General features: G+C 67.3%; 18 protein-coding genes. 4 read left to right on the top strand and 14 right to left on the bottom strand.

Annotation, left to right across the window (positions count from 1 at the left end; translation table 11 throughout):
• Window positions 1-9: 9 nt before the first annotated feature.
• Window positions 10-1,470, bottom strand: a complete 1,461-nt coding sequence (locus MD221_RS14495) for an outer membrane protein assembly factor BamB family protein (protein WP_242112581.1) — start codon at window positions 1,468-1,470, stop codon at window positions 10-12.
• A 1-nt stretch (window position 1,471) separates the two neighbouring features.
• Between MD221_RS14495 and MD221_RS14490 the strand changes: the two genes are divergently transcribed.
• Window positions 1,472-1,666: a hypothetical protein gene (locus MD221_RS14490; protein WP_242112580.1), complete on the top strand. Its 195-nt coding sequence runs from the start codon at window positions 1,472-1,474 to the stop codon at window positions 1,664-1,666.
• 309 nt (window positions 1,667-1,975) lie between these two features.
• Here MD221_RS14490 and MD221_RS14485 read toward each other — a convergent pair whose 3' ends face one another.
• The 6 genes from MD221_RS14485 to rsgA all read right to left on the bottom strand — a co-directional run bounded on the left by MD221_RS14485 (window position 1,976) and on the right by rsgA (window position 11,843).
• Entirely contained in the window at window positions 1,976-2,773 is a 798-nt protein-coding gene (locus MD221_RS14485) for a type II toxin-antitoxin system RelE/ParE family toxin (RefSeq protein ID WP_242112579.1), read from the bottom strand.
• 270 nt (window positions 2,774-3,043) lie between these two features.
• Window positions 3,044-5,737, bottom strand: a complete 2,694-nt coding sequence (gene aceE / locus MD221_RS14480) for a pyruvate dehydrogenase (acetyl-transferring), homodimeric type (RefSeq protein ID WP_242112578.1) — start codon at window positions 5,735-5,737, stop codon at window positions 3,044-3,046.
• A gap of 84 nt (window positions 5,738-5,821) precedes the next feature.
• Window positions 5,822-6,742: a glycosyltransferase family 2 protein gene (locus MD221_RS14475; RefSeq protein ID WP_242112577.1), complete on the bottom strand. Its 921-nt coding sequence runs from the start codon at window positions 6,740-6,742 to the stop codon at window positions 5,822-5,824.
• Between the two features lie 33 nt (window positions 6,743-6,775).
• The gene (locus MD221_RS14470) at window positions 6,776-9,097 is read right to left on the bottom strand and encodes an NADP-dependent malic enzyme (protein WP_242112575.1); all 2,322 of its coding nucleotides are present in this window, start codon (window positions 9,095-9,097) and stop codon (window positions 6,776-6,778) included.
• 323 nt (window positions 9,098-9,420) lie between these two features.
• Window positions 9,421-10,683 (bottom strand): flavohemoglobin expression-modulating QEGLA motif protein, encoded by a 1,263-nt coding sequence (locus tag MD221_RS14465; RefSeq protein ID WP_242112573.1) that lies wholly within the window; start codon window positions 10,681-10,683, stop codon window positions 9,421-9,423.
• 29 nt (window positions 10,684-10,712) lie between these two features.
• Window positions 10,713-11,843 (bottom strand): ribosome small subunit-dependent GTPase A, encoded by a 1,131-nt coding sequence (gene rsgA, locus MD221_RS14460; RefSeq protein ID WP_242112572.1) that lies wholly within the window; start codon window positions 11,841-11,843, stop codon window positions 10,713-10,715.
• A gap of 179 nt (window positions 11,844-12,022) precedes the next feature.
• Between rsgA and MD221_RS14455 the strand changes: the two genes are divergently transcribed.
• From MD221_RS14455 to MD221_RS14445, 3 genes are read left to right on the top strand one after another with little or no spacing between them, the layout of a single operon-like run.
• Complete coding sequence (locus MD221_RS14455; protein WP_242112571.1) at window positions 12,023-13,294, top strand: aminotransferase class I/II-fold pyridoxal phosphate-dependent enzyme; 1,272 nt, start codon at window positions 12,023-12,025, stop codon at window positions 13,292-13,294.
• Between the two features lie 22 nt (window positions 13,295-13,316).
• Window positions 13,317-13,937, top strand: a complete 621-nt coding sequence (locus MD221_RS14450; RefSeq protein ID WP_242112570.1) for an SGNH/GDSL hydrolase family protein — start codon at window positions 13,317-13,319, stop codon at window positions 13,935-13,937.
• A gap of 17 nt (window positions 13,938-13,954) precedes the next feature.
• Window positions 13,955-14,626 carry a class I SAM-dependent methyltransferase gene (locus MD221_RS14445; RefSeq protein ID WP_242112656.1) on the top strand — a complete coding sequence of 224 codons (672 nt, stop codon included), beginning with the start codon at window positions 13,955-13,957 and terminating at the stop codon, window positions 14,624-14,626.
• Between the two features lie 73 nt (window positions 14,627-14,699).
• Here the strand turns inward: MD221_RS14445 and MD221_RS14440 are convergent, their stop codons facing one another.
• From MD221_RS14440 to MD221_RS14410, 7 genes are all read right to left on the bottom strand, one after another.
• Window positions 14,700-15,359 carry a hypothetical protein gene (locus MD221_RS14440; protein ID WP_242112569.1) on the bottom strand — a complete coding sequence of 220 codons (660 nt, stop codon included), beginning with the start codon at window positions 15,357-15,359 and terminating at the stop codon, window positions 14,700-14,702.
• A gap of 94 nt (window positions 15,360-15,453) precedes the next feature.
• Window positions 15,454-15,987, bottom strand: coding sequence for a hypothetical protein (locus tag MD221_RS14435; protein WP_242112568.1), 534 nt, complete (start codon window positions 15,985-15,987; stop codon window positions 15,454-15,456).
• Window positions 15,988-16,137: 150 nt separating this feature from the next.
• Window positions 16,138-17,103, bottom strand: coding sequence for a hypothetical protein (locus tag MD221_RS14430; protein ID WP_242112567.1), 966 nt, complete (start codon window positions 17,101-17,103; stop codon window positions 16,138-16,140).
• Window positions 17,104-17,176: 73 nt separating this feature from the next.
• Entirely contained in the window at window positions 17,177-18,148 is a 972-nt protein-coding gene (locus MD221_RS14425) for a hypothetical protein (protein WP_242112564.1), read from the bottom strand.
• A gap of 190 nt (window positions 18,149-18,338) precedes the next feature.
• The gene (locus MD221_RS14420; RefSeq protein ID WP_242112563.1) at window positions 18,339-19,265 is read right to left on the bottom strand and encodes a hypothetical protein; all 927 of its coding nucleotides are present in this window, start codon (window positions 19,263-19,265) and stop codon (window positions 18,339-18,341) included.
• A 307-nt stretch (window positions 19,266-19,572) separates the two neighbouring features.
• Entirely contained in the window at window positions 19,573-20,130 is a 558-nt protein-coding gene (locus tag MD221_RS14415; RefSeq protein WP_242112562.1) for a hypothetical protein, read from the bottom strand.
• 217 nt (window positions 20,131-20,347) lie between these two features.
• Window positions 20,348-22,784: TonB-dependent receptor (locus MD221_RS14410; RefSeq protein WP_242112561.1), on the bottom strand; the 2,437-nt coding region annotated here is incomplete at its 5' end.

Raw genomic sequence — 22,784 nt, 5'->3', positions numbered from 1 at the left:
ACGCGCTTCCTACTTCAGCGCGATGGCGATCAGCCTGCCCGTCGGCTCGCGCGCCCCTTCGACGATGTACAGCGTGCCGCTGCCGGAGATCGCCAGCATGCCGGGCGCCGGGTACGACCACACCGGCTCGTGCGTGGCCAGATCGAGCGCGTACACGGCGCGATCGGTGCTGACGAAGACGAGGTTGTCGGTGACCACCACGTTGCGGTGGAACTCCAGATCGGACGGTCCCGGAGTCCACGACCAGAGCACCTCTCCCGTCGCCTCGTCGATGGCATCGAACGACTTGGGGTTGTTGCCCGCCGCGTAGACTACGCCCTTGGCCGTCGCCGGCTGGGTGAGATAGTTCCTGGCGGTGCGCCAGCGCGCGATGCCTTCGGCGATCGAGTAGTTCACCAGCGGCCTGCTGTCGTACTGCTCGGTGCTCGAGGACGCGCGACCGCTGAAGGCGCCGCCGCTGAAGGCGACCACGCTTCCGGGCGACCCCAGCATCGGCGCGCCATGGTACGAGTAGTCGGGCTCGGGATCGTAGGGATCGGCGATCGAGGCCTGCACGCTGCCCGTGGCCGCGTCGTAGACCCGCAATCCGGAACCGTCGTAGTAGTAGGCCTTGGAACCGTCCACCGCGGGCGTGGTCATGTCGTCGTCGCCGCTGAACATCGACCATTGCGACGCGCCGGTCGCGGCGTCGTAGGCGTAGACGCCGCCACCGTAGTAGCCGCCGTTGGTGAAGACGCGGCCGTCCCTGACCGTGGGCGCCAGCAGGTGGCTCCACTGCGCGCCGAACGCGCTCTGGAACACGGGCGCCCCGGTAGCGGAGTCGAACGCCCAGAGGAAGGTCTGCTCGTGCCCGGTGGTCGTCACGTACACCTTGCCGTCCGAGGCGGCGGGCGGATTCAGCGCGGGATAGTCGGTGAACGCGTGCTGCCAGAGCAGCGACCCGTCGCTTTCCTTCAGGGCGCGAATGGCGGGAGAGCCGGAATACTCGTCGTCCGAGACGAATACCTTGCCCGCTTCGGTCGCCACGGCGTTGATGAAGCCGAGCACGCCGGGCGTCGCGCGCCGCCACTCCCACTTGTAGGCGAACGAGGCCGGCTGCAGCGTCATCGGCACGTAGCCGGAATGGCCGGCGTCGCGCTGGAAGGTCTGCCATTCGCCCACCGTCGCCGTTCCGTCGGCATCCACGACGATCTGGTAGCCGACCAGCGCCGTGCCGCCCGGAAGCGCTTGCGTACACGGCGCCTGGTAGCAGGCCTTCACCGTGATGTAGCCGGCATAGGTGCCTTGCGCGAGGCCGGCGGCGCTGCGTACGGTGATCGCGTAATTGCGCTCGTCGATGCGGACCACCGCCGGGTTCGGCTCGATCGAGGCGCTGCTGGCGGAGGCTTCCAGGACGATGCCGCGCAGCTTCGAGGCCACCCTCAACTGCCGGGAGACCTGTTCGCCATGCTCGGAGTGGAACTGCAGCATCGTGGGGCTGGCGAACAGCCACGACCTGGCCGTCGCATCGGCCCGTGCCGGCTTTGGCGTCGCCGCCGACACCGACGCAACCATTCCGGCCGAAGAACTTCCCTCCGCCCAATGGGCGGCCGCCAGCCCGCACAGGCAGGCCGCCAGGGCGGCCGCCATCGAATGTTTCAGATATCGCATTGATGATCCTCCATGAACCAAGCCGAAGAGACATGACGAGGGGTTCCGTCACGTGCAAGGACAGAAAAACAGGCGCAAAGACACGCGACGCGACGACCAGAGACGCGTCGCGCCATTGAATACCCGTTGTCCGGATCTACGGCCCGGACCCGGCGCAGCCGCGGATCCGATGCCTCGAAAACCCCTATAAATCCAGGGGAAAATTCTACGAAAATGGCATCTCAGAGCTTAAGACCACGGAGGTCGAAAGCGGCCTGCCCCGGGGATCGACGGGCGGCCTGTCGATGAGCGTCGTGCCCAAGGGCGCGAAGGAAATCGCGATGTTCTAGCGATACGGACCCGGTCCGCTCCAGAGCTTCTTGCCCAGCTTGTACACCTCCCGCATATCGATGACGTCGCGCGCGTCGCCGATGCCGTTCAATTCCGGCGCGTCCGGCTCGACCATGCGGCACACGCCGGAGTCGCGCCGCAGCATGAGTTCCAGCGGGCACACCATCAGCCGCCGCGTGCCCGGCAACGGAAGAGACAGCTCGGTCATGCCCTGGTCGCGCAATGCGCGCAGATGGGTTTCGCGGACCAGGCTGTAATACACCTCATAGCCGTCCACCTGCATGCTGGGGCCGGACGAGCCGGCACTGCGGCCGGGGGTACTGGCCATGCCGCGACCCGATCCGGTGTTCGCGCGGCCGGAATCCTGCGCAAGCATGCCCGGCGGTTGTCCCCAGATGTGGGGCGATGCCTCGGGCACTTCGTCCGGGCTTGGTGGCATCGTGTCCGAAGCGGCTGCCGAGTCGGGCTGCACGGGATCCTCCGACTGCATCACCGGCGTCGTCCGGATGCGGCTGGCCTTGGGAGCGGCCTTCGCGCGCTTGCGCGGTGGTGCCACGCGAGCAGCCGGCGGATGCGCGGCCGGCGAGGGCCGCAACGACGGGTCGATGAAGGTCACCTCCATGCTGCCGCCGGCATCGCCGCCTTGCCTCGTCACGGTGATCGGGGGTGCCCATATCACCAGCAAGACCAACGACAGATGCAGCAACGCCGTCACGAGCACGGCAATCCGCGAACGCATGCGCTCGCCCCGGTCCCGCGCCCCGGAATCGGTTCGGCGCGGCGTCCGGCTCATGTCGCCGGAAGTGCTTCTGAGGCGCGGGATGGCATGCGGACTCTAGGACGGGGACGGACGCGGGGACGACATCGTAACGTGCAGGCCCGCGGCCGCCTGCTTCTGGCGCGGCGCCAGCAGGGGCGGGTTAAGCCATTCCCGTCAGCGCCAGCTCATCCGCGTGCTCACCCTCAAACGCCATTCCCGCTCCGGCTCGCCGGGGAAAAGCGCGCCTTGGGATCGACCGGCGCGTTGTGCCGCTCGGGCCATTCGATTCGATGCGATGCAGCTTCACACCCCGATCGGATTCGGCTTGTCTCCGTCGATCTTGTACTGCTTGATCGCCCGCGCCACGTCCTTGGCGGTCATCTTGCCTTCCGCCGCCAGCGCCGCGATGGCGGCGTGGGCGATGTAGTTGCGGTCGACCTCGAAGTGGCGGCGCAGGTTGGCGCGGGTGTCGCTGCGGCCGAAACCGTCGGTGCCGAGAACCGTGTATGTCCGCTGCGGCACGAAGGCGCGGATCTGGTCGGCGTAGGCGCGCACGTAGTCGGTGGCGGCGATCGCCGGGCCCTGGCGCGCTTCCAGCAGCTCGGTGACGTAGGCCTTGCGCGGCGCCTTGGCTTCGGGATTGAGCCGGTTCCAGCGCTCGGCGTCGAAGCCGTCGCGGCGCAGTTCGGTGAAGCTCGGGCAGGACCAGATATCGGCGCTCACGCCGAAATCCTTGTCCAGCAGCTCGGCCGCGGCGATCACCTCGCGCAGGATGGTGCCGCTGCCCAGCAACTGCACGCGCAGCTCGCCCTTCTTCGGCTTGCCGGCGTCCTTGAGCAGGTACATGCCCTTGATGACGCCCTCGGCCGCGCCCTCGGGCAGTTCCGGGTGCGGGTAGTTCTCGTTCATCAGGGTGAGGTAGTAGTACTCGTCCTGCTGCTCGTCGAGCATGCGGTGCATGCCGTGCTGCAGGATCACCGCGACCTCGCCGGCGAAGGTGGGGTCGTAGGCGCGGCAGTTGGGAATCGCGCCGGCCAGCAGGTGCGAATGGCCGTCCTCGTGCTGCAGGCCCTCGCCGTTGAGCGTGGTGCGCCCGGCGGTGCCGCCGAGCAGGAAGCCGCGCGCGCGCATGTCCGCAGCCTGCCAGGCGCTGTCGCCGATGCGCTGGAAGCCGAACATCGAGTAGTAGATGTAGAACGGCAGCATCGGCAGGTCGTTGGTGCTGTAGCTGGTCGCCGCGGCCATCCACGAGGAGAATGCGCCGGCCTCGGAGATGCCCTCTTCCAGCACCTGCCCGGCGGCGTCCTCGCGGTAGAACATCAGCTGGTCGGCATCGACCGGCTTGTACTTCTGCCCCTGCGGGGAATAGATGCCGAGCTGGCGGAACAGGCCCTCCATGCCGAAGGTGCGCGCCTCGTCGGCGACGATCGGCACCACGCGCGGGCCGATCTGCTTGTCGCGCAGGATGATCGCCAGGCTCTGCACGAAGGCCATCGTGGTGCTGATCTCGCGCTCGCCGGTGCTCTTGAGCAGGCGGTCGAAGGCCTCGAGCTTGGGCGCGGCGAAGGTCTGCGTGCTCTTGCGGCGGCGCTGCGGCAGGAAGCCGCCGAGCGCGCGGCGGCGCTCGAGCAGGTACTCGATCTCCGGCGACTTCTCGCCCGGATGGTAGAACGGCACCGCGCCGTCCTTGAGCTGCTCGTCGCTGACCGGAATCTTGAAACGGTCGCGGAAGGCGCGCACCGCCTCGTCGTCGAGCTTCTTGGTGTTGTGGGTGGGATTGAGCGCCTCGCCGGCCGCGCCCATGCCGTAGCCCTTCACCGTCTTGGCCAGGACCACGGTCGGCTGGTACTTGGTGTCGACCGCGTTCTGGTAGGCGGCGTAGACCTTGTGCGGATCGTGGCCGCCGCGGTTCAGGCGCCAGATGTCGTCGTCGCTCAGGTTGGCGACCATGGCCAGCGTCTCCGGATACTTGCCGAAGAAATGCTCGCGCGTGTAGGCGCCGCCGAAGGCCTTGCAGTTCTGGTACTCGCCGTCGACGGTTTCCATCATCAGCTTCTTGAGGATGCCCTGGGTGTCCTTGGCCAGCAGCGGGTCCCAGTAGCTGCCCCAGACCGTCTTGACCACGTTCCAGCCGGCGCCGCGGAACTGGCCTTCCAGCTCCTGGATGATCTTGCCGTTGCCGCGCACCGGCCCGTCGAGGCGCTGCAGGTTGCAGTTGATGACGAAGACCAGGTTGTCGAGGCCTTCGCGGCCGGCCACGGAGATCGCGCCGAGCGATTCGGGCTCGTCGGTCTCGCCATCGCCGAGGAAGCACCAGACCTTGCGGTCGCTCTTGGGCATCAGGCCGCGCGCCTCGAGGTATTTCCAGTTACGCGCCTGGTAGATCGCGGCGATCGGGCCGAGGCCCATGCTCACCGTCGGCGTCTGCCAGAAATCCGGCATCAGCCACGGATGCGGATAGGAACTGACGCCGCGCCCGTCGACTTCCATGCGGAAATGGTCGATCTGCGATTCGCTGATGCGGCCTTCGAGGAAGGCGCGGGAATAGATGCCGGGCGAGCTGTGGCCCTGGGTGTAGAGCAGATCGCCCGGATGCGCGTCGCTGGGCGCGCGCCAGAAGTGGTTGAAGCCGACGTCGTAGAGCGTGGCGCTGGAGGCGAAGCTGGCGATGTGGCCGCCGAGGTCGCCGGGCTTGCGGTTGGCGCGCACCACCATCGCCATGGCGTTCCAGCGGATGATCGAGCGGATGCGCCACTCCATCGTCGCGTCGCCCGGCATCTTCGGTTCCAGGTGCACGGGGATGGTGTTGATGTATTCGGTGGTGGGCGCGAACGGCAGGTGCGCGCCGGCGCGGCGGGTGAGCTCCACCATGCCTTCCAGAAGCTGGTGCGCGCGCTCGGGGCCGCCGGTGTCGATGACGGCCTTGATCGATTCGATCCATTCCCGCGACTCGAGCGGATCGGGATCGTTCTGCAGTATCTCGTTCAACCAATTCATGGGGGGCTCCGCGCGGCTGGCGGCCGCGCCATCGGGGGGTCGTTTAGAGTACGAATTCTAGCAGGCGGGGCCCCGCTTCGCCGCTCAGGCCCGCCCGCGCAGCGCGCGCCACCACAGGCCGGCGCGGATCGAGAGCAGCGGGGTCTTGGGCGACGCCGGCCGCGCGAACTGGGCGCGGACGCGCTCGCGCAGCTCCGGGGCGATCTGCCTGCGGGCCCGCCAGAACTCCCGATACTTTTTCTTGAACGCTGTGTTGTATTCCCGGTCCCCGATCAGGCCGCGGCCGTACATCCAGCCGTAGACCTGCATCTCCTCCAGGAAGTTCTCGCCGCTACCGTACACCTGCGCACTGACCGAGCTCGGGCCGTGCCTGCGGAAATAGCTCAGCACCTTGCCGCTGATGTGCACGTTGCCCAACTGGGCCAGGGCGATCCAGAACATCCAGTCCCCGCACATGCGGTAGCCGGTGAAATCCCGCGGGATCCGCGGATACAGGTCGCGGCGCCACAGCGCCATGCTGGCGTTGTAGATCGAGACGCGGGAAAGGTACTTGCGGATGAACTCGGCCCCGTCCACGCGCTCGGACAGGCGCGGATGCCCGGACTGCCAGAGGATGCGGCCGTCGTCGGCGACGGCGCTGGTCTGGCAGTAGCTGATCGCGCAATCGGGATCGCCGCGCATGCCCGCCAGCAGGGTGTCCAGCAGGCTCGGCTCGCACCAGTCGTCGCTTTCGGCGATCCACACGTAGCGGCCCCGGGCCAAGGCGATGCCCCTGTCCCATTGCTGGAACACGCTGCCGCCGTTGCGTTCGTTGCAGACGATGTGCGCGACGCGGGGGTGGCCGCGATAGCGCTCGATCACCGCGCGGCTGTCGTCGGTGGAGCAGTCGTCGAGCAGGATCAGCTCGAAGTCCTGGCAGGTCTGGGCCAGCACCGAGTCGATCCGCTGCGCCAGATAGGGCGCATGGTTGTAGTTCGGGACGACGACCGACACTTCAGGCTGCATCGCCAATGCCCCGTCCTCCTCGCGCCCGCGCGCCTACGCTTCCTCGTCGCGCATGATCCGCCCGGCGCTTTCGCTGGCCTCGCGCTGCAGCTTGCGGATCTGCGCCTCCACGGCGGCGATGGCGGTCATGTTGATCACGCGGCGCACGGTGGAGGCCGGCGTCAGGATGTGCGCGGGACTGGAGATGCCCATCAGGATCGGCCCGATGGCCACGCCGTCGGTCATCACCCGCACCATGTTGTAGGTGATGTTGGCCGCGTCCAGGTTGGGCAGCACGAACAGGTTGGCGCGGCCGCTCAGCGTGGTGTTGGGGAACATGCGCTGGCGCAGGCTTTCGTCCCAGGCGGTGTCGCCCTGCATTTCGCCGTCGACCTCGAGCCTGGGCATGCGCAGCTTGAGAATCTCGCGCACGCGCCGCATCTTGGCCGCGCTCGGATTGTCGTGGCTGCCGAAGTTGGAGTGCGAGAGCAGCGCCACCTTCGGCTCGATGCCGAACAGCTTCAGCCGATAGCTGGCCTGCAGGGTGGCCTCGGCGATCTGCTCGGCGGTCGGATCGACCTGCACGTGCGTGTCCAGGAAGAACCACGAGCCCTGCTGGTTGATCACGCCGGTCATCGCCGAGGTGCTCTGCACGCCCGGGTCGAGCGGGATCACGCTGCGCAGATAGCCGAGCTTCTTGTGGTAGCGGCCGACCAGGCCGGAGATCAGCGCGTCGGCCTCGCCGCGCTGCAGCATCACCGCGCCGATCAGGGTCGGCCGCGAACGCATCAGGTTCTTGGCCGCCGCCGGAGTGACGCCGCGGCGCTCGGTCAGGGCGTGGTAGTACTGCCAGTATTCGTTGAAGCGCGGATCGTCGTTGATGTTGGTGAGCTCGAAATCCACGCCGGCGCGCAGGCGCAGGCCCAGGCGCTGGATGCGCGACTCGATCACGTCCGGTCGGCCGATCAGGATCGGGTACGCCAGCTGGTCGTCGACCACGGTCTGCACCGCGCGCAGCACCGTCTCCTCCTCGCCCTCCGCGTAGATTACGCGCTGCCTGTCGGCGCGGGCGCGGTCGTAGACCGGCTTCATCACCAGGCCGGTGCGGTAAATGAACTGGCCGAGCTTCTCGTGGTAGGCGGCCATATCTTCGATCGGCCGCAGCGCGATGCCCGACTCCATCGCCGCCTTGGCCACCGCCGGCGCCAGCACGATCAGCAGGCGCGGGTCGAACGGGCGCGGGATGATGTAGTCGGGGCCGAAGGTCGGCACGTCGCCGCCGTAGGCGCTGCCGAGGTCGGAGGACTCCATGCGCGCGAGCTGGGCGATGGCGCGCACGCAGGCCAGCTTCATCGCCTCGTTGATCTCGGTGGCGCCGGCGTCGAGGGCGCCGCGGAAGATGTAGGGGAAGCACAGCGCGTTGTTGACCTGGTTCGGGTAGTCCGAGCGGCCGGTGGCGATGATGCAGTCCGGGCGCACGCGCTTGGCGTCCTCCGGCAGGATTTCCGGATAGGGATTGGCCAGGGCGAGGATGATCGGCTTGTCCGCCATGGTCTCCACCATCTCCGGCTTGAGCACGCCGCCGGCGGACAGGCCGAGGAAGATATCGGCGCCCTCGACGATCTCGCCGAGCGTGCGCTTGGCGGTGTCGCGGGCGTAGCGCTGCTTGTCCGGGTCCATGTGGCCGCGCCCGGTGTAGAGCACGCCGTCGCGGTCCACGGCCAGGATGTTCTCCGGCTTCATGCCCAGCGCGACCAGCATGTCCAGGCAGGCGATGCCGGCGGCGCCGGCGCCGGCGGTGGCCAGCTTGACGTCCTCGATCTTCTTGCCGGCGACCTCCAGGGCGTTGAGCACGGCCGCGCCGACGATGATCGCGGTGCCGTGCTGGTCGTCGTGGAACACCGGGATGTTCATGCGCTCGCGCAGCTTGCGCTCGACGATGAAGCACTCCGGCGCCTTGATGTCCTCCAGGTTGATGCCGCCGAAGGTCGGCTCCAGCGAGGCGATGATGTCGACCAGCTTGTCCGGGTCGCGCTCGTCGACCTCGATGTCGAACACGTCGATGCCGGCGAACTTCTGGAACAGCACGCCCTTGCCTTCCATCACCGGCTTGCCGGCGAGCGGGCCGATGTCGCCCAGGCCCAGCACCGCTGTGCCGTTGCTGATCACCGCGACCAGGTTGCCGCGCGCGGTGAGCGTGCTGGCCTGGTTGGGGTCTGCGGCGATGGCCTCGCAGGCGTAGGCCACGCCCGGCGAGTAGGCCAGGGCCAGGTCGCGCTGCGTCACCATCGGCTTGGTCGGGGCGACTCTGATCTTGCCGGGCGGACTGAGGCGGTGATAGTCGAGCGCGGCGGTTTTCAGGTCGTTGTCGGACATTCGGGGGATGGCGGCGGGGCCGCTTGGCGAAGACGGGTTTCTAGTCTAAGGCAACGCAGCCGGCCGCTGGGTCGGGGCGCGGCGGCCGGCGGCCGGGGCTGGACGATGCTGCGCCAGGTCTCCAGGAACTGGCGGCGCTCGCAGCCCGGCCTGGCAGCGCGTCCTGGCGACCGAGGCAGGGCGGGCCGCCGGCGCGTCCGCGGGCCAGGCGGAAAGAGACGTTCGGCCCGGGACGAGGTCGCGCCTATCGCCGGCAGCGGTCGCGAACCGGCCGGGAGTGCCGGCTCCATCCGCCCCCACTCCCGTGCGCCGCATCCGCCCGGTCACAGATCGAGCGTCGACGCGTCGCCGTCCACCTTGTCCAGACGGATGCGGTTGGCGAACAGCGAGAAGGCGAGCATGCCGGCCAGGCCGTTGGCGCGCGAGACCCACTGCGGCAGGTAGCGCGCCGGCACCAGGGTGCCGTTGCCGAACAGCGGCTCGAAGCGCTGCACGTCGCCGAGCGTCATCTTGCCGGCGAACAGCAGCCGGCACAGCCGCAGCTTGTCCTGGCGCAGCGACCAGCGGAAGAAGGTATGCACGCTGATCAGCCCGCGCAGATACACCGTGTCCTTGGTGAAGGCGTGCCCGCCGCCCAGCGGCACGCCGCGGAACACCCGCTGCGCCGAGGCGAAGCTTTCCGCCGCCGACTGGCCCGCGGCGAGGAAATAGCGGAACACCTGGATGAAATCCGCGCCCTCCAGCGCCATCGCCACCGCCTCGATGCGCAGCGACACGCGCTTCATGCGCTCGATGTCGATGCTGCCGGTGATCTGCTCGGCGAAGGTGGCCAGGCCCTCCTGGGTGGCGGTGGTGCGCGGCGAGGACAGCGCCAGGCTCGGCAGCACCGGCTGGGCGCGGCCGTTGAGCGCGGTGAGCGAATGCACGAAGGCCTCGTGCTGCAGCAGCTGGTGGCGGTCGTAGTCGGTGTACTCGGCGCCGGTGCGCAGACGGATGCGCTGCGCGCCCGCCGCGGCCTTGGCGATCATGTCCGGATCGAGCGTCACCTCGATCACCCGCTCGCCGAAGAACCCGTCCAGGTCGACCTGCAGCTGCAGCTGCAGTGCGGTGGCCGAGATGGTCACCTGCTCCTCCGGCGCGATCAGCTCGTGGTCGAGCTCGTTGGCGATGTCGATGAAATGCTGCGCGGCCGCGCGTCCGGTCGGGCCGTTGCCCGGCAGCGGCTCGTCGGGACGTCCGAACAGGCGGATCGAATGCGTGCTCACCGCGTCGGTGCCGAGCGCTTCCAGCAGCTCGGCGGCGATCGACCAGCTGCGCGTGGAATCGACCAGGTAGGCGCCGAGCGGATGGGCGGGGTCGGCGGCCGCGGCGATGGCGTCGAGTTCGTGCCGGGTATGGCTGAAATCGAGCTTCGGGTAGGCCACGTGCGGCAATTCGTCCCGGCCCTGGGCGTGCCGCTCGAGGAACCGCTGCTGCGCGCTCGCCGGCCAGCTGACCAGGGAGAGCAGCTTGATGCCGCGGACGGCGGCGACCATGCGTGCGTCGAGTTCGGCGTGATGGGCGATGTCTGCGGCTTGGTCGTTCATCTTCCGACGGTCGTGGCTCCCGGGATCGGTCAGTGCTTGCCGTATTTCTCGTCCAGGCGCTTGTTCAGCGCCTTGCCCTGCACCTTGGCATGGGCTTTCTGCGTCAGCCGCGTCGCCAGCCTGTCGGCGGCGCCCGCGACCTCGTCGCGCAGCTTCAAATAATTGGCCAGCCGCGCCGGATCGAGCGTGCCCGCCTCGATCGCCGCGCGCACCGCGCAGCCGGGCTCGCGCTCGTGGCGGCAGTCGCGGAAGCGGCATTGCTCGGCCAGCGCCTCGATGTCGGCGAAACCGCCCTCGCCCAGGTCCTCCTCGCCGGTGGGCTTGAGCTCGCGCATGCCCGGCGTGTCGATCAGGCAGGCGCCGGAGGGCAGCGGGATCAGCGCGCGGTAGGTGGTGGTGTGGCGGCCGCGCGCGTCGTGTTCGCGCACCGCGCCGGTCTTCATCCTGTCCATGCCGAGCAGGGTATTGGTCAGCGTGGATTTGCCGGCGCCGGAACTGCCGACCAGCACCGCGGTCATGCCCGGCCGCAGCCACGGCGCGAGCACGGCCACGCTCTCGCCGTCCTTGGCGTTGACGGCGAACACCGGCACGTCCTGGCCGGCCACCGCGGCCAGCTCGGCCAGCGCGGCGGACGCCTCGGCGCCTTCCTGGTCGGCCTTGGTCAGCACCACAACCGCGGCCGGGGCCGCCTGGGCCGCGCCGCCCTGCACCAGCAGCAGGTAGCGTTCGATGCGGCGGGCGTTGAAGTCGCCGTCCAGTCCGCACACCACCAGCACGGTATCGATGTTGGCGGCGATGACCTGCTGCTTGTAGTGCTCGCCGGCCGCGCCGCGCTTGATCGCGGTCCGGCGCGGCAGCAGCGCGACGATGCGCTTGCCTTCCAGCAGCACCCAGTCGCCGACCGCCGCGCGCTGCTCGACGGCGGTCGTGCCTTTGCGGTAGCCGGGCGCGCGCTGCCATTCGGGCGGCGATTCCGCCGCGAACCCGTCGCCGACGCCGTCGGCCACCACGTAGCCGGAACGGTGCTGCTCGATCACCCGCGCCGGCCGCGCCTGCGGATGCGCCTGCAGCACCTCGCGCCAGCCCGCCATCGCGGCCGGCCCGTCGCCGGGCCAGCCGATCGCGTGCAATGCCGTCACGGCGTCGGAATCGAGCTGCATGGCGGGGATTGTACGCAGGCCCGGCGGGGTCTTTCGAACCGGAGCCTCGCCTCCGCTCCGAGAAAATCCCCATCCGGGCACCGTCGGAACGGGCGGCGTCCGTCGCGCGGCCGGCTTTGCCCCGCCCGCGCCGCATCCGTTAATCTGGCGGGGTTTTCCCCCTTGCCTCCCATTCCGCCATGCCCACGCCGATCGCCACCCGCCAGCGCCTGTCCGAAGTCCGTTACGAGATCCGCGGAGAGCTGGCACGCCGAGCCCGTGAGCTGGAGGCCCAGGGCCGCACCCAGATCAAGCTCAACATCGGCAACCCCGGCGCGTTCGGCTTCCGCGCGCCCGAGCATCTGCAGCGCGCCATCGCCGACCACATCCACGCCACCGATCCCTACACCCACCAGCAGGGCCTGCCGGCCGCGCGCGAGGCCATCGCCGCCTTCCACAAGCAGCGCGGCACGCCCAACGCCTCGCCCGAGCGCGTGTTCGTGGGCAATGGCGTCAGCGAACTGATCGACCTCTCGCTGCGCGCCCTGCTCAACCCCGGCGACGAGGTGCTGCTGCCCTCGCCCGACTACCCGCTGTGGTCGGCGGCCACCATCCTCAACGACGGTCGCCCGGTGTTCTACCGCTGCCATGCCAGCACCGGCTTCCTCCCGGACCCGGACGAGATCGAGGCGCTGGTCTCCTCGCGCACCCGCGCGATCGTGCTGATCAACCCGAACAACCCCACCGGCGCCGCCTATCCGCGCGAGCTGCTGGAGCGCATCGTCGCCATCGCCGCCAGGCACCAGCTGCTGCTGATGTGCGACGAGATCTACGACAGCATCCTCTACGACGGCGCCCGCTTCGTGCCGGTGGCGCCGCTGGCCGGCGACGTGCCGTGCCTGTCCTTCGGCGGCCTGTCCAAGGTGCACCGCGCCTGCGGCTGGCGCGTGGGCTGGGCGGTGCTGTCGGGCGACCCGCTGCGCAGCGGCGAGTTCCACCACGCCATGGACCTGCTCGGTGCATTGCGCCTGTGCGCCAACGTGCCCGGACAGTTCGCCATCGAAGCGGCCCTGCACGGCGTCGACACCATCACCCCGCTGTGCGAACCGGGCGGCCGCCTGTACGAAGCGCGCCGCGCGGTGATCGAGAGCTGCGAGGCCAGCGAGCACCTGTACCTGGCCGAACCCTCGGCCGCCCTGTACGCCTTCCCGGGCGTGGTGGGCGATGCCGCGCGCGGCTTCGACGACCACGGCTTCGCGCTGGAGCTGCTGGAAACCGAGGACGTGCTGATCGTGCCCGGCTCCAGCTTCAACGTGCCCTACCGCAACCACTTCCGCGTCACCCTGCTGCCCGAGCCCGACGCCCTGCGCGAGGTCTTCCATCGCATCGACCGCGTGCTGTCGCGGCGCGCCGATCGCGCCGGAGGCGGCGCGGGCGCCGACGGTTCTGCGCAGCAAGCGGCCGTCGCCTGAGCGGCACGGCGGAGCCGGCGCATTGCGGACCGACGCGATCTCCTACCTCGCCCTGGGCGATAGCTACACCATCGGCGAGGCGGTCGCGCCCGAGGACCGCTGGCCCGCGCAACTGGCGCGGGCGCTGCGCGCCGAAGGCATCGCGCTGGACACCCCGCGCGTGATCGCCACCACCGGCTGGACCACCGACGAGCTGTCCGCCGCCATCGATGCCGCGTTGCCGCTCGGCCCCCATGGCTTCGTCAGCCTGGCCATCGGCGTGAACAACCAGTACCGCGGCCGCGACGTCGACGAATACCGCGGCGAATTCGCCGCCCTGCTCGAACGCGCCATCGGCTTCGCCGATGCGCGCCCGAACCGCGTGCTGGTGCTGTCGATCCCGGATTGGGGCGTGACGCCCTTTGGCGCATCCTCGGGCCGGGATACCGCGAACATCGCCCGCGAACTCGACGCCTACAACGCCGCCGCCGCCGAGATCTGCGCGCAGCACGGCGTCGCCTTCGTCGACATCGCCCCGCTCAGCCGCGCGCGCGGCGCCGAGCCGGCGATGCTGGCCGCGGACGGCCTGCATCCGTCCGCGGCGATGTACGCCGAATGGACGCGCCTGGCCTTGCCGGTCGCGCGCGCATTGCTGCGCCCATGAGTGACGACGCACGGCCGCTGCCGCGCCGGCGCGCCAGCGAGATCGCCGGGATCTTTCTTCCCGAGCGGCGCTGGGGCAACTACTGGGACTATTTCTACGTCCGCGAGAAGCTGGCCAGCGACCCGCTCTACCCCGGCGTACTGGACGCATTGCGCGGCAGCCGGGCGCCGCTGCTCGACGTCGGCTGCGGCCTGGGCCTGCTCGCCCATGCCCTGCACCGCGACGGACAGGCGCTGCCCTATCGCGGCGTGGACATCGACCAGGCCAAGATCGCCCGCGCCCGGCGCGCGGCGCAGCGCGCAGGCCTGGCGCGGGCCGAGTTCGCCGCCGCCGACCTGGCCCGCGAGATCCCGCCGCATGCCGGCAGCGTCGCCGTCCTCGACGTCCTGCAATACCTCTCCGCGCCGGCGCAGCGCCGCCTGCTCGACGCCGCCATCGCCATGCTCACGCCGGGCGCGCGCCTAGTGATCCGCGCCGCCCTCGACGACGAGGGCCGGCGCGGGCGCTACACCCGCTGGGGGGACCGCTTCGCGCACCTCACCGGCTGGATGCCGGCATCCCCGAAGCACTATCCGCGCGCGCAGGCCTTGCGGGACATCTTCGACCAGGCCGGCCTGAGCGCCAGCTTCGCGCCGCTGCACGGGCGCACGCCGTTCAACCACTGGCTGATCGTGGCGGCGCGCTCGTGAGGAACCGGGCAAGGCATGTTCATGCCCTGCCCGACTCATGGCTTCGACGCCGCTTCCCGGTCCCCTGCCGCGCCTATATCGCCCTGATCGGCTTGGAAGACGTCCAATTCGGGCGGGTCCTGAAGTTGCTGCATGTTGACGGCGGCATGGTCACCGTGAACGTCAGCGCGTTGACGGCAGGCCCTGTGTTCGGGTTCGCGTTGGTCATGACCGCATTCGCCGTGCCGCTGCACGGCGGAGGCAAGAAATTGATCGAAATCGGGAACGCCAATTGCACTGAACTGGACCCCGAGATGGCCGAAGGCGCGGACACCCCCCAGGGCAGGCCTATTGGAGTAGCGCTCGTACAAGCCGGCACGCTGCCGCTGCCCGACAGCGCGGTGACCGCGAATACGCCGCCGGTGAGCGTCCAAGCGGTGGTGATCGTGCACGGGACAAGAATGCCAACGACCGTCACCGTTGTCGGCCCCGTGAAGACCACCACGCCGTCCGACACCCAGGCGGTGCCGTCGTAGATCTGCCAGCTCGCCGCTGCGGCTGGACGCGCGAGGAATCCGCCGGCCGCCACCAGGATGACCAGGACGATGGATCTGAACTTCGTCATGATGTTGCCCTCCATGTCAGAACTGTCGAAACAGCCGGGCATATTGGATGCCCGGCAATCGGGAAACGAACGCTCGAAGGTCCACCATCCAACGGTCACGGCATTCGTCCAGCCTTGCGCCGTGTCCATCCGCCGCCCCAGGGAATCCCGGCGGCACAAATCCGGGCCCGCTCGGATTGCCTACGCATAGCAGCGTGCTGGCGGGTGAACCTGCAAGCCGCCTTTAGTAGTTGCGCAGCGGCGCGCTGACCGCCATTGCCCCAGTGGATTTGAAGTTACTGCACAGCGTCGGGGGTGGGAACGTGATCGTGTAGGTGAACACGCTATTGACCGCGGAATTCCCGAGGTTGGTGAATTTCCCCCTCAGCGTACCGTTGCTGCAAGTCGCCGGGGGCGTTCTGAATGTCAGGGTGATCCCTGTGATCACCACATCCGCCGAACCCGAGCCAGTCGGGGTTCCGGAGGACATCGACCACGATAAATTCGACGCCGTCACGTTGTTGGTGCACGCCGAGCCTCCCGAAAAATTGGCGGCCACAATCGAAGCGGTTCCGCCGTTCAAAGCCAACGTGAAAGTCGTATTGGAGCACGGGATAATAATGCCGGCGACCGTACCCACGGTCGGCCCGCTAATGGTCACGCTGCCGTTATTTACCCAGGCAGTGCCGTTGAAATACTGCCAGGCGAAGGCAGGCGAAGCGGCGAGCGGACCCGCCACGATCAAGACAGCAAGAAGTGTGTTTTTTAGCGCAGTCATGCATTTTCTCCACATTCCATTGTTGGGATCCCGGACGGACGTTCGGGGGCCTTGTCGTGGGGGAAAACAGATGCCGTGATGCCATCGACCGGAGCACATTCGTACCGGACGACGTCTAACCTATGCTCGACCTCCCAAGCGTCTGCCGGATCAGAACGTGCATGCCTCCCATCCCGGCGGCGTGGTGTTGGTGGAATTGCCTTCAAAATTTCCGCGCAAGGTGCGCTGCGCCCATTCGTCCGCCTCGGCGAGTTGCGCCTGATTCAGGCTCGCCGCGGAAGCGGCGAGTTGCCGGTCCAGCTGCAGGGCGCGATGCGGTTCCGCACCCAGACGGTAGAGTTTCAGATAACGGTAGTGCTGCACCGGGTCGGCGCCCATCAGGCCGGCGAGCAGGCTTTGCGCTCCGGGCTCGTATGCCCGCTGCAGCAGGTCCACCACCCGCCAGTCGCCGGACGCCAAGCCCGTCTTGATCATGCCCGCCGCGTTGCTGCGATAGTTGCGCAGGGATTCCGGATTCTGGACCATGTTGCGCATGTCGTAGAGCGGGCCACTGGCGAGATAGCAGGAGCGCGCCTCCTCATCGCCCAGCTTGGCCGCCTGCGCCATGCTGTCCACGAGATTTCCGAGCATCTCGTCGCTCACGCCTTCGCATAGCGCCTGATCCTGGCGCACGCCCTGCTGACGCAGCTCCGCCGAATCGAGCAGCTTCTGATAGGTGCGCAGCTGCGCCGGGGTCATGCCGTCGGTTTTCGTTTCCGTCAACTCGTTCCTGGCGCCCGCGTTCCTCCATTCGGAGCCGCGCAAACGGCTGCAGCGTCCCAGGTCGCGATACAGGCGCATGGCCGCTCCGCGATCGCCGCCGTTGGCGCGCGCTTGCAGGTCGGCGAACGTCTGCTTCAGGGGTGCGTTCGGCGCCGGCAACGGCGCGCCCTTGAGCAGGTCGGATAACGGCTTGGGCCCGGCTTGCGCCGGCGCTTGCGGCTCCGGCACGATCGTCCCGCCCAGTCCCCCGGCTTGCGTCTCGATCGGCTTGGGCGCCGTGGCGCGGCCGAGAAAATACGCCGCCGCGGCGACCGCGAGCACGGCGATAACGATGAGCGGCAGTCGTCGATTCATGCGTGGATCAGCTCATAAAGGGGTTGCAGTTCCTGCGATCTGCCGACAAGCCCGCAATCGCCGGCTCCGGACATCACAACGGGTCGTAGGGAAACGAGCAGGGATCCCATCCTTTTGGCGTCACGGAAGTTGAAACCTGGTCGTTATCGAACGTCTGGCGGAATTTCGCTTGCGCCCACAGGTCGGCATCGGCGCGCTGCTCGGGCTTGATCCGCGCCGCAGCCGCCGCCAGCTGGCGATCCAGCGCCGAAGTTCGGCCTTCTTCCGCACCAAGGCGATACAGCTTGAGATAACGATAATATTCGACAGGGTTCTGTCCGAGCACGCCGGCCAGCATGCCGTCCGATCCCGGCTCGTAGGCTCTGCGGACGATATCCACGATCTTCCAATCGCCCGCTTCCAGTCCGGCGTCGATCATCGATTTGACGTTCGTGCGGTAGTCCTGCAGCCATTCGGGGTGGCGCATGAGTCCCCGGCTGTCATAGGCGGGCCCATTGGAGAGATAGCAGGCGCGCGCATGCTCCTCGCCCAGTTGCGCGGCCTTCTGCAAGCTCGTCAGCTGCGACTCCAGCATGGAGCGATCGATTCCGTCGCAAAGCTGGCGGGTCTTCTGGATGACCTGCTTGCGCGATTCAACCGCCTCCAGCTGCACTCGGTAATTCTCCAACGCCTGCGCGTTCGTTCCGTCGACTTTATCGTCCAACGTCTCGTCCGCGGCACGCGCCAGGAACCAGTCCAGGCTGTCGAGACCCGCGCAGGTACGAAGATCCCGGTACAGGCGCGTCGCCGCCGCCACGTCGCCGGCATCGGCGCGCGCGCGCAGGTCATTGAAGATCCGCTTCAGTGGCAGGTCGCGCGCCGGCAGTGTCGCCGTAATCGGAGTCGAGCCAGCCGAAACCACATCCAGCTTTCCCTGCGGCTCGTGGACGGCCATGTCCGGCCCGGCCTCAACTGCCTCTTTCAGGTTTTGCGCGCGCCCCAAAAAATAGGCACCGATCAGCGCACCCAGCCCCAGCAAAGCGATCAAGATGTAGCGAAACTGCATTTCCCGAATCCAATCCCGGACCGCGAGAAGCACCGGCAACCGGACCTACGATCTCTCGCTGTCGCGAGCGGAGGCTGGCGTCGTACGGCTCTTGTCCATTGTACGCGGCGCACCAACGGACCTCGAACTTGCAGGGCGGCCCCTCGCGAAGCCGCCCTGCGATTACAGCTTACCTCTTGCCGAGCTCTTCTTACTGATAGGGAGAGCCGTTGCGCACGTAATCGGCCGCGGCGATACCCGTATCTCCCTTCAGGATCGCCTCGTTCTTGCCGGCAGCCGACGGCAGCCCCACCTTCAGGTTGACCGCTCCCGACACCAGGGCGTCGAGCAACTGCGTCAGGATCGGCAGTCCGAGCGCGATGTTGCCACAGCCCTTCGCTGCCGGCACGGCGAACGAATTGTCGACCAGGATATTGCCGGTGTTCTGGAAATACGCGTACGGATCGTTGCCCACCTGGATGAAATCCAGGCTGCCGGGACTGCCCGAGATCGGCGCGGTGGGCGCCGGCGGCGCAGTGGTGCCGGTCTGCAGCTTGACCACGATCGGATTCTGCGCGGAGCCGATATAGCATGTGTTGCCGAGGAACGGATTCTGCAAGCGCACGCGCAACGCAAGCTTCACTGCAGTCGGATCACCGCCCCACTCCGGATTCAGCGCAGCGCCGAAGTCGGTCTGGATCGTCTGTACCGGCTCCATCGTCGCGGTGACGTCGTTGACGGAATTGACGATGTTCCAGAAGGCCTGCCACAGGAAGAACGGCCAATCGGGCGCCGGGTTGACGATGCCGAGCAGACCGCCCGGAACCTTGCCGGGAGGCGAATTGAGCGTCGGTGCGCCCACGGCCTCGTACAGCGGCGAGGGCTGGATGCCGGTAATGCCGCCCTGCAGCACGATCGGCTTGTCGATCGGCAACGTGGTGCTGCCGATGGTGAACGAACCCGAGGACGTAATGCTGTGTACGCACGCGGTTCCTTCGACTTGCATGGGCGCAGTTTCATACGGGCAATACTGAAACCTCTCGAAACCCGCGGCGGGCGGTGCCGCCGTGGCGGCGGGCACGACAGCGGCCCCAGCCAACACCGTGGCGAGCGCTGTGGAAAGCAATGCCTTGGACATAATGAACTCCTGAATCTATCTAAGGAAGAATCCTGATTTTTTCGCCTAGCGGACGGAATGTCTGCCCTTCGTTGGCGATCGCCGCATCACCGGGTTACCGCCTCACGCACCAGTCTGGTCGAACCCCTATCCAGCCGGAGGGGCACGTTGTTCGCCCCAGCGCCTTCGACACCGCCTATTCCATTTAGGAGCGCTGCACCAGGCGCATGGATCGCGCCTGGTGCAGCGAACTGCTAAACGGCGATTTTCACAGCATCCCCACGCCCGCTGAGTAATCTACCCTTGGGCACGGGAAGTTGCACTCGACTTAGGTGAAGCGAAGCGGCCTGCTGGCCGTCAGCGTCGAAGTGGAGCGGACGTTGGTGCAAGGCGACGGCTTGGGGAGAAAATCGGCGGTAAAGGTGAACGTGCTGTTGGTCGCGGAATTGCCGAGATTCGCGAGCGTGCCAGCGGCAACGCCACCCGTGCAGGTCTGCGAAGGCGTGTTGAACTTGACCTGGACCTGACCCGGGCTACCGACGGTGCCGCCGATCGTGATGGCCGAGCTCGTCGCACCCGGCGTGCCGGCGGAAATCGACCAGGGCAGATTCAGCGCCGTCACGTTGTTGGTGCACGCCGAGCCGCCCGTGAAGGTGGCGCCGGAGACCGTTGCGACGCCGCTGGTCAGCGTCAGATTGAAGGTCGCGCTGGAACAGGGAACGGCGATACCCGAGACCGTGGCGGTCGTGGCACCCGTGATCGTCGCAGTACCCGTACTTACCCAGGCGCTACCGTTCCACATCTCCCAACCGGCGAAGGCCGGCGAGGCGAAGAGCGGGCTCGCGGCCATCATGGTGGCGAGAAGCGCGGTTTTGAACTTCGTCATTGTGTTTGCTCCACAGTCAATTAGCGAAATCACCGAGCGCGAAGCGCGCGGAGGTCGTGCCACGGGGGGAACGCAAGTGCCGTGGCGGCACCGAACCTAGGAGCACCAAACCTCAGCTTGTTCCAACTCTTGCGTCGCCAGAGCGCTGAAACAGATGCTTCCTTGGTCTGTAGTCGCCGCCCGCCGAATGCGAGCGGCTGATTGGGCTAAATACCTATCAATAGAATCCCTTGCGGACCGAAAGCCCGAAGATGCGCGGATCTTGCAGGAACACGTTCGAGGTCAGGCCGCTGTCGTCGCTGTTGAGGAAGGTGCCGGTGATCGCCTCGCCGTCGAGTGCGTTCTTGACGTACAGCTGCACGGTAAGATCCTTGCCCGGCTTGTACCAAGTCAGCGACAGGTTGACGTTGCCCCAGTCGTGCAGGCGGTCGATCCTGTCCTGATAGACACGCGCCCAGCTCTTGCCCTGGTAGTACAGGTCCGCGCGCAAGGTCAGGTCGCTGTCGGCCAGCGCGAACGTGTACTGGGGGCTGAGGCTGACGGTGATCTTGGGCGCGTTGGGCAGCTCGTGCCCGCCGACGTTCTTGGCGAACCCGGCGCCGCCGTTGGGAGCGTCGGTTTCCGGGTTGTAGTAAAGCCCGCCCAGCAGCCAGGCATTGTCGCCCGGCCCGCCGTTAAAGCCCCGATCCCGCGTGAAGCCGCCAAGGCCGGTGGGAAGATTGACCGTGCAGAAGCTGTTCAGGTAGTTGGCGAGGCTGCTTTCGTCGAAGATGCTGTAGAAGTTCTCGAAGAAGGTCTCCACCATTGCCTTCGGCGCGATGCAGTTCGACGCCAGCTGCATCCACGGCCGCACGACCATCCAATCCGGATTGCCGGCGGTGCGGTCCATCACGTCGATGGAGTACTGGTTGGAACCGATGCGCGTGCGCAGCAGGCCCAGATTGCCGCTCAGCTGGAATTGCGAAGTCGGCCGCCAGACCGCCTCGATCTCGGCGCCCCAGGTCTTGGCATCGAAGTTTTGGTTCACCGTCTGCCGGTCGATGATCTGCGAAACCTGATAGTCCTTGTAGTCGTTGTAGAACGCGGTGGCGTTGAGGATGAACTGGCCGCCGCCCATCACGTTCTTCATACCCACTTCGAAGGCATTGACGTACTCGGCCTTGAAGCGCGGGTCCTTGGGAATGAAGGACAGCACCGCCGGATTGGCGCCAATCCCCGGCGAGTTGGTGCCGCCGGCCTTGTAGCCGCGCGACAACGACGCGTACAACATGGTGCTGTCGGTGAAGGACAGGTCAGGCGACCAGTCCAGCACCAGGCGTCCGGTCGGCTCGTTCCAGGTCTGCTCGATCTTCTTCCCGGCCGGATAGCCATAGCCGACATAGCCGCCGCCCAATAGCGGGAAATCCGGCGCCGTGGAATCCGCCAGCAGGAGCTGGCTCGGAACGGGCGTGGTGGTCTTGACGTCGCGCGTCCAGCGCAGGCCGGCAGTCAGCTTCCACTTGTCGTTGATCTGCCAGTAGCCCTCGCCGAAGATTGCCGACGAGCGGGTGTTGGCGACGTTGCGGCTGCGGAAGTAGTTGTGGCCTTGACCGTCGATGCCGCGCAGCGGATTGGGGTCAATGTAGACGCAAGGGAAATGCCGACCGAAGAAGTCGGTCTCAACCGAAAGCGCCGTTCCCGGCGCGCAGGTAGCCGGACTCAGCACGCCGCCCCTGCCGTTGAAGAAATTCTGCGCGGCGGCCGTGAACAAGTTGCTGAAGACGTAGTAGCTTTCGTCGATCTTGAATTCCAGGTAGTTGGCGCCGACGCTGAAATTGAACGGGCCGTCGTACGAGGATTGCAGGCGGAACTCCTGCGACCACTGCCGGCTGTCGGCATCGACCAGGTCGACCAGCAGCAGGCGGTCAGAACACCCCAGCTGCGGATCGCAGAACACGCCATTCGGAGTCAGCGGATAAGCGGGCACGAGATTGCCGTCCGGACCGAACTGAACCACCTTGTTCGAATCGGTGAAGATCGGATTGGACTGGAATCGGCCGTAATCCTGGGTGGAGTAGTACTGATCGCGCGTGTACAGCGTCTGCGACACGAAGTTCAGATGGTCGCCGATGCCGACGTCGAAGTTGAGCTGCAGGGTGTCGTTCTTGGCGTGGAACTTCGGGTCGTAGCTGGTCGCGATCTTGCGCAGGTCCTTCGATTGGGTCACGCCGGCGAACGGGTCGGTGCCTTGCGCGATCAGGTATGCAGGGTTGAAGGTGTCCGAGTAGTAGCCCAGCGCACCGGCCGTGGTCTGCGCGGCCAGCACCGGCGGCAGGCTGTTGCCATTGGGCACGCCAAATGCGCCGTCGTCATACAGGGAACCGTCCTTGCAGGCCTGGCTCAGGAAGCCGATGTCGTTCGGCCGCAGGGTCACGCTTCCGACCGACGTCGGGCCCGCATCGTTATGGCACAGCTGCTTGCCGGTGCGTGAGCGGCTGTCCTCTTCCTGGAAGTGGTCCCAGATGAAGCTGGCGTTGAACTTCTCGCTCGGCTTCCACGCCAGCGAGGTGCGCACGCCCAGGATGTCGCGGTCGTTGACGTCCTTGCCCGTCCCGGTGTTGTGGTCGAAGCCGTCGCGCTTGGTGTACTGCGTGGCCACGCGGAAGGCGAAGGTG

Origin of the sequence: Luteimonas aquatica, from assembly GCF_022662575.1 — a bacterium.
Classification (GTDB): Bacteria; Pseudomonadota; Gammaproteobacteria; order Xanthomonadales; family Xanthomonadaceae; genus Luteimonas; species Luteimonas aquatica.
This window is presented reverse-complemented; position numbering and strand designations above follow the sequence as displayed.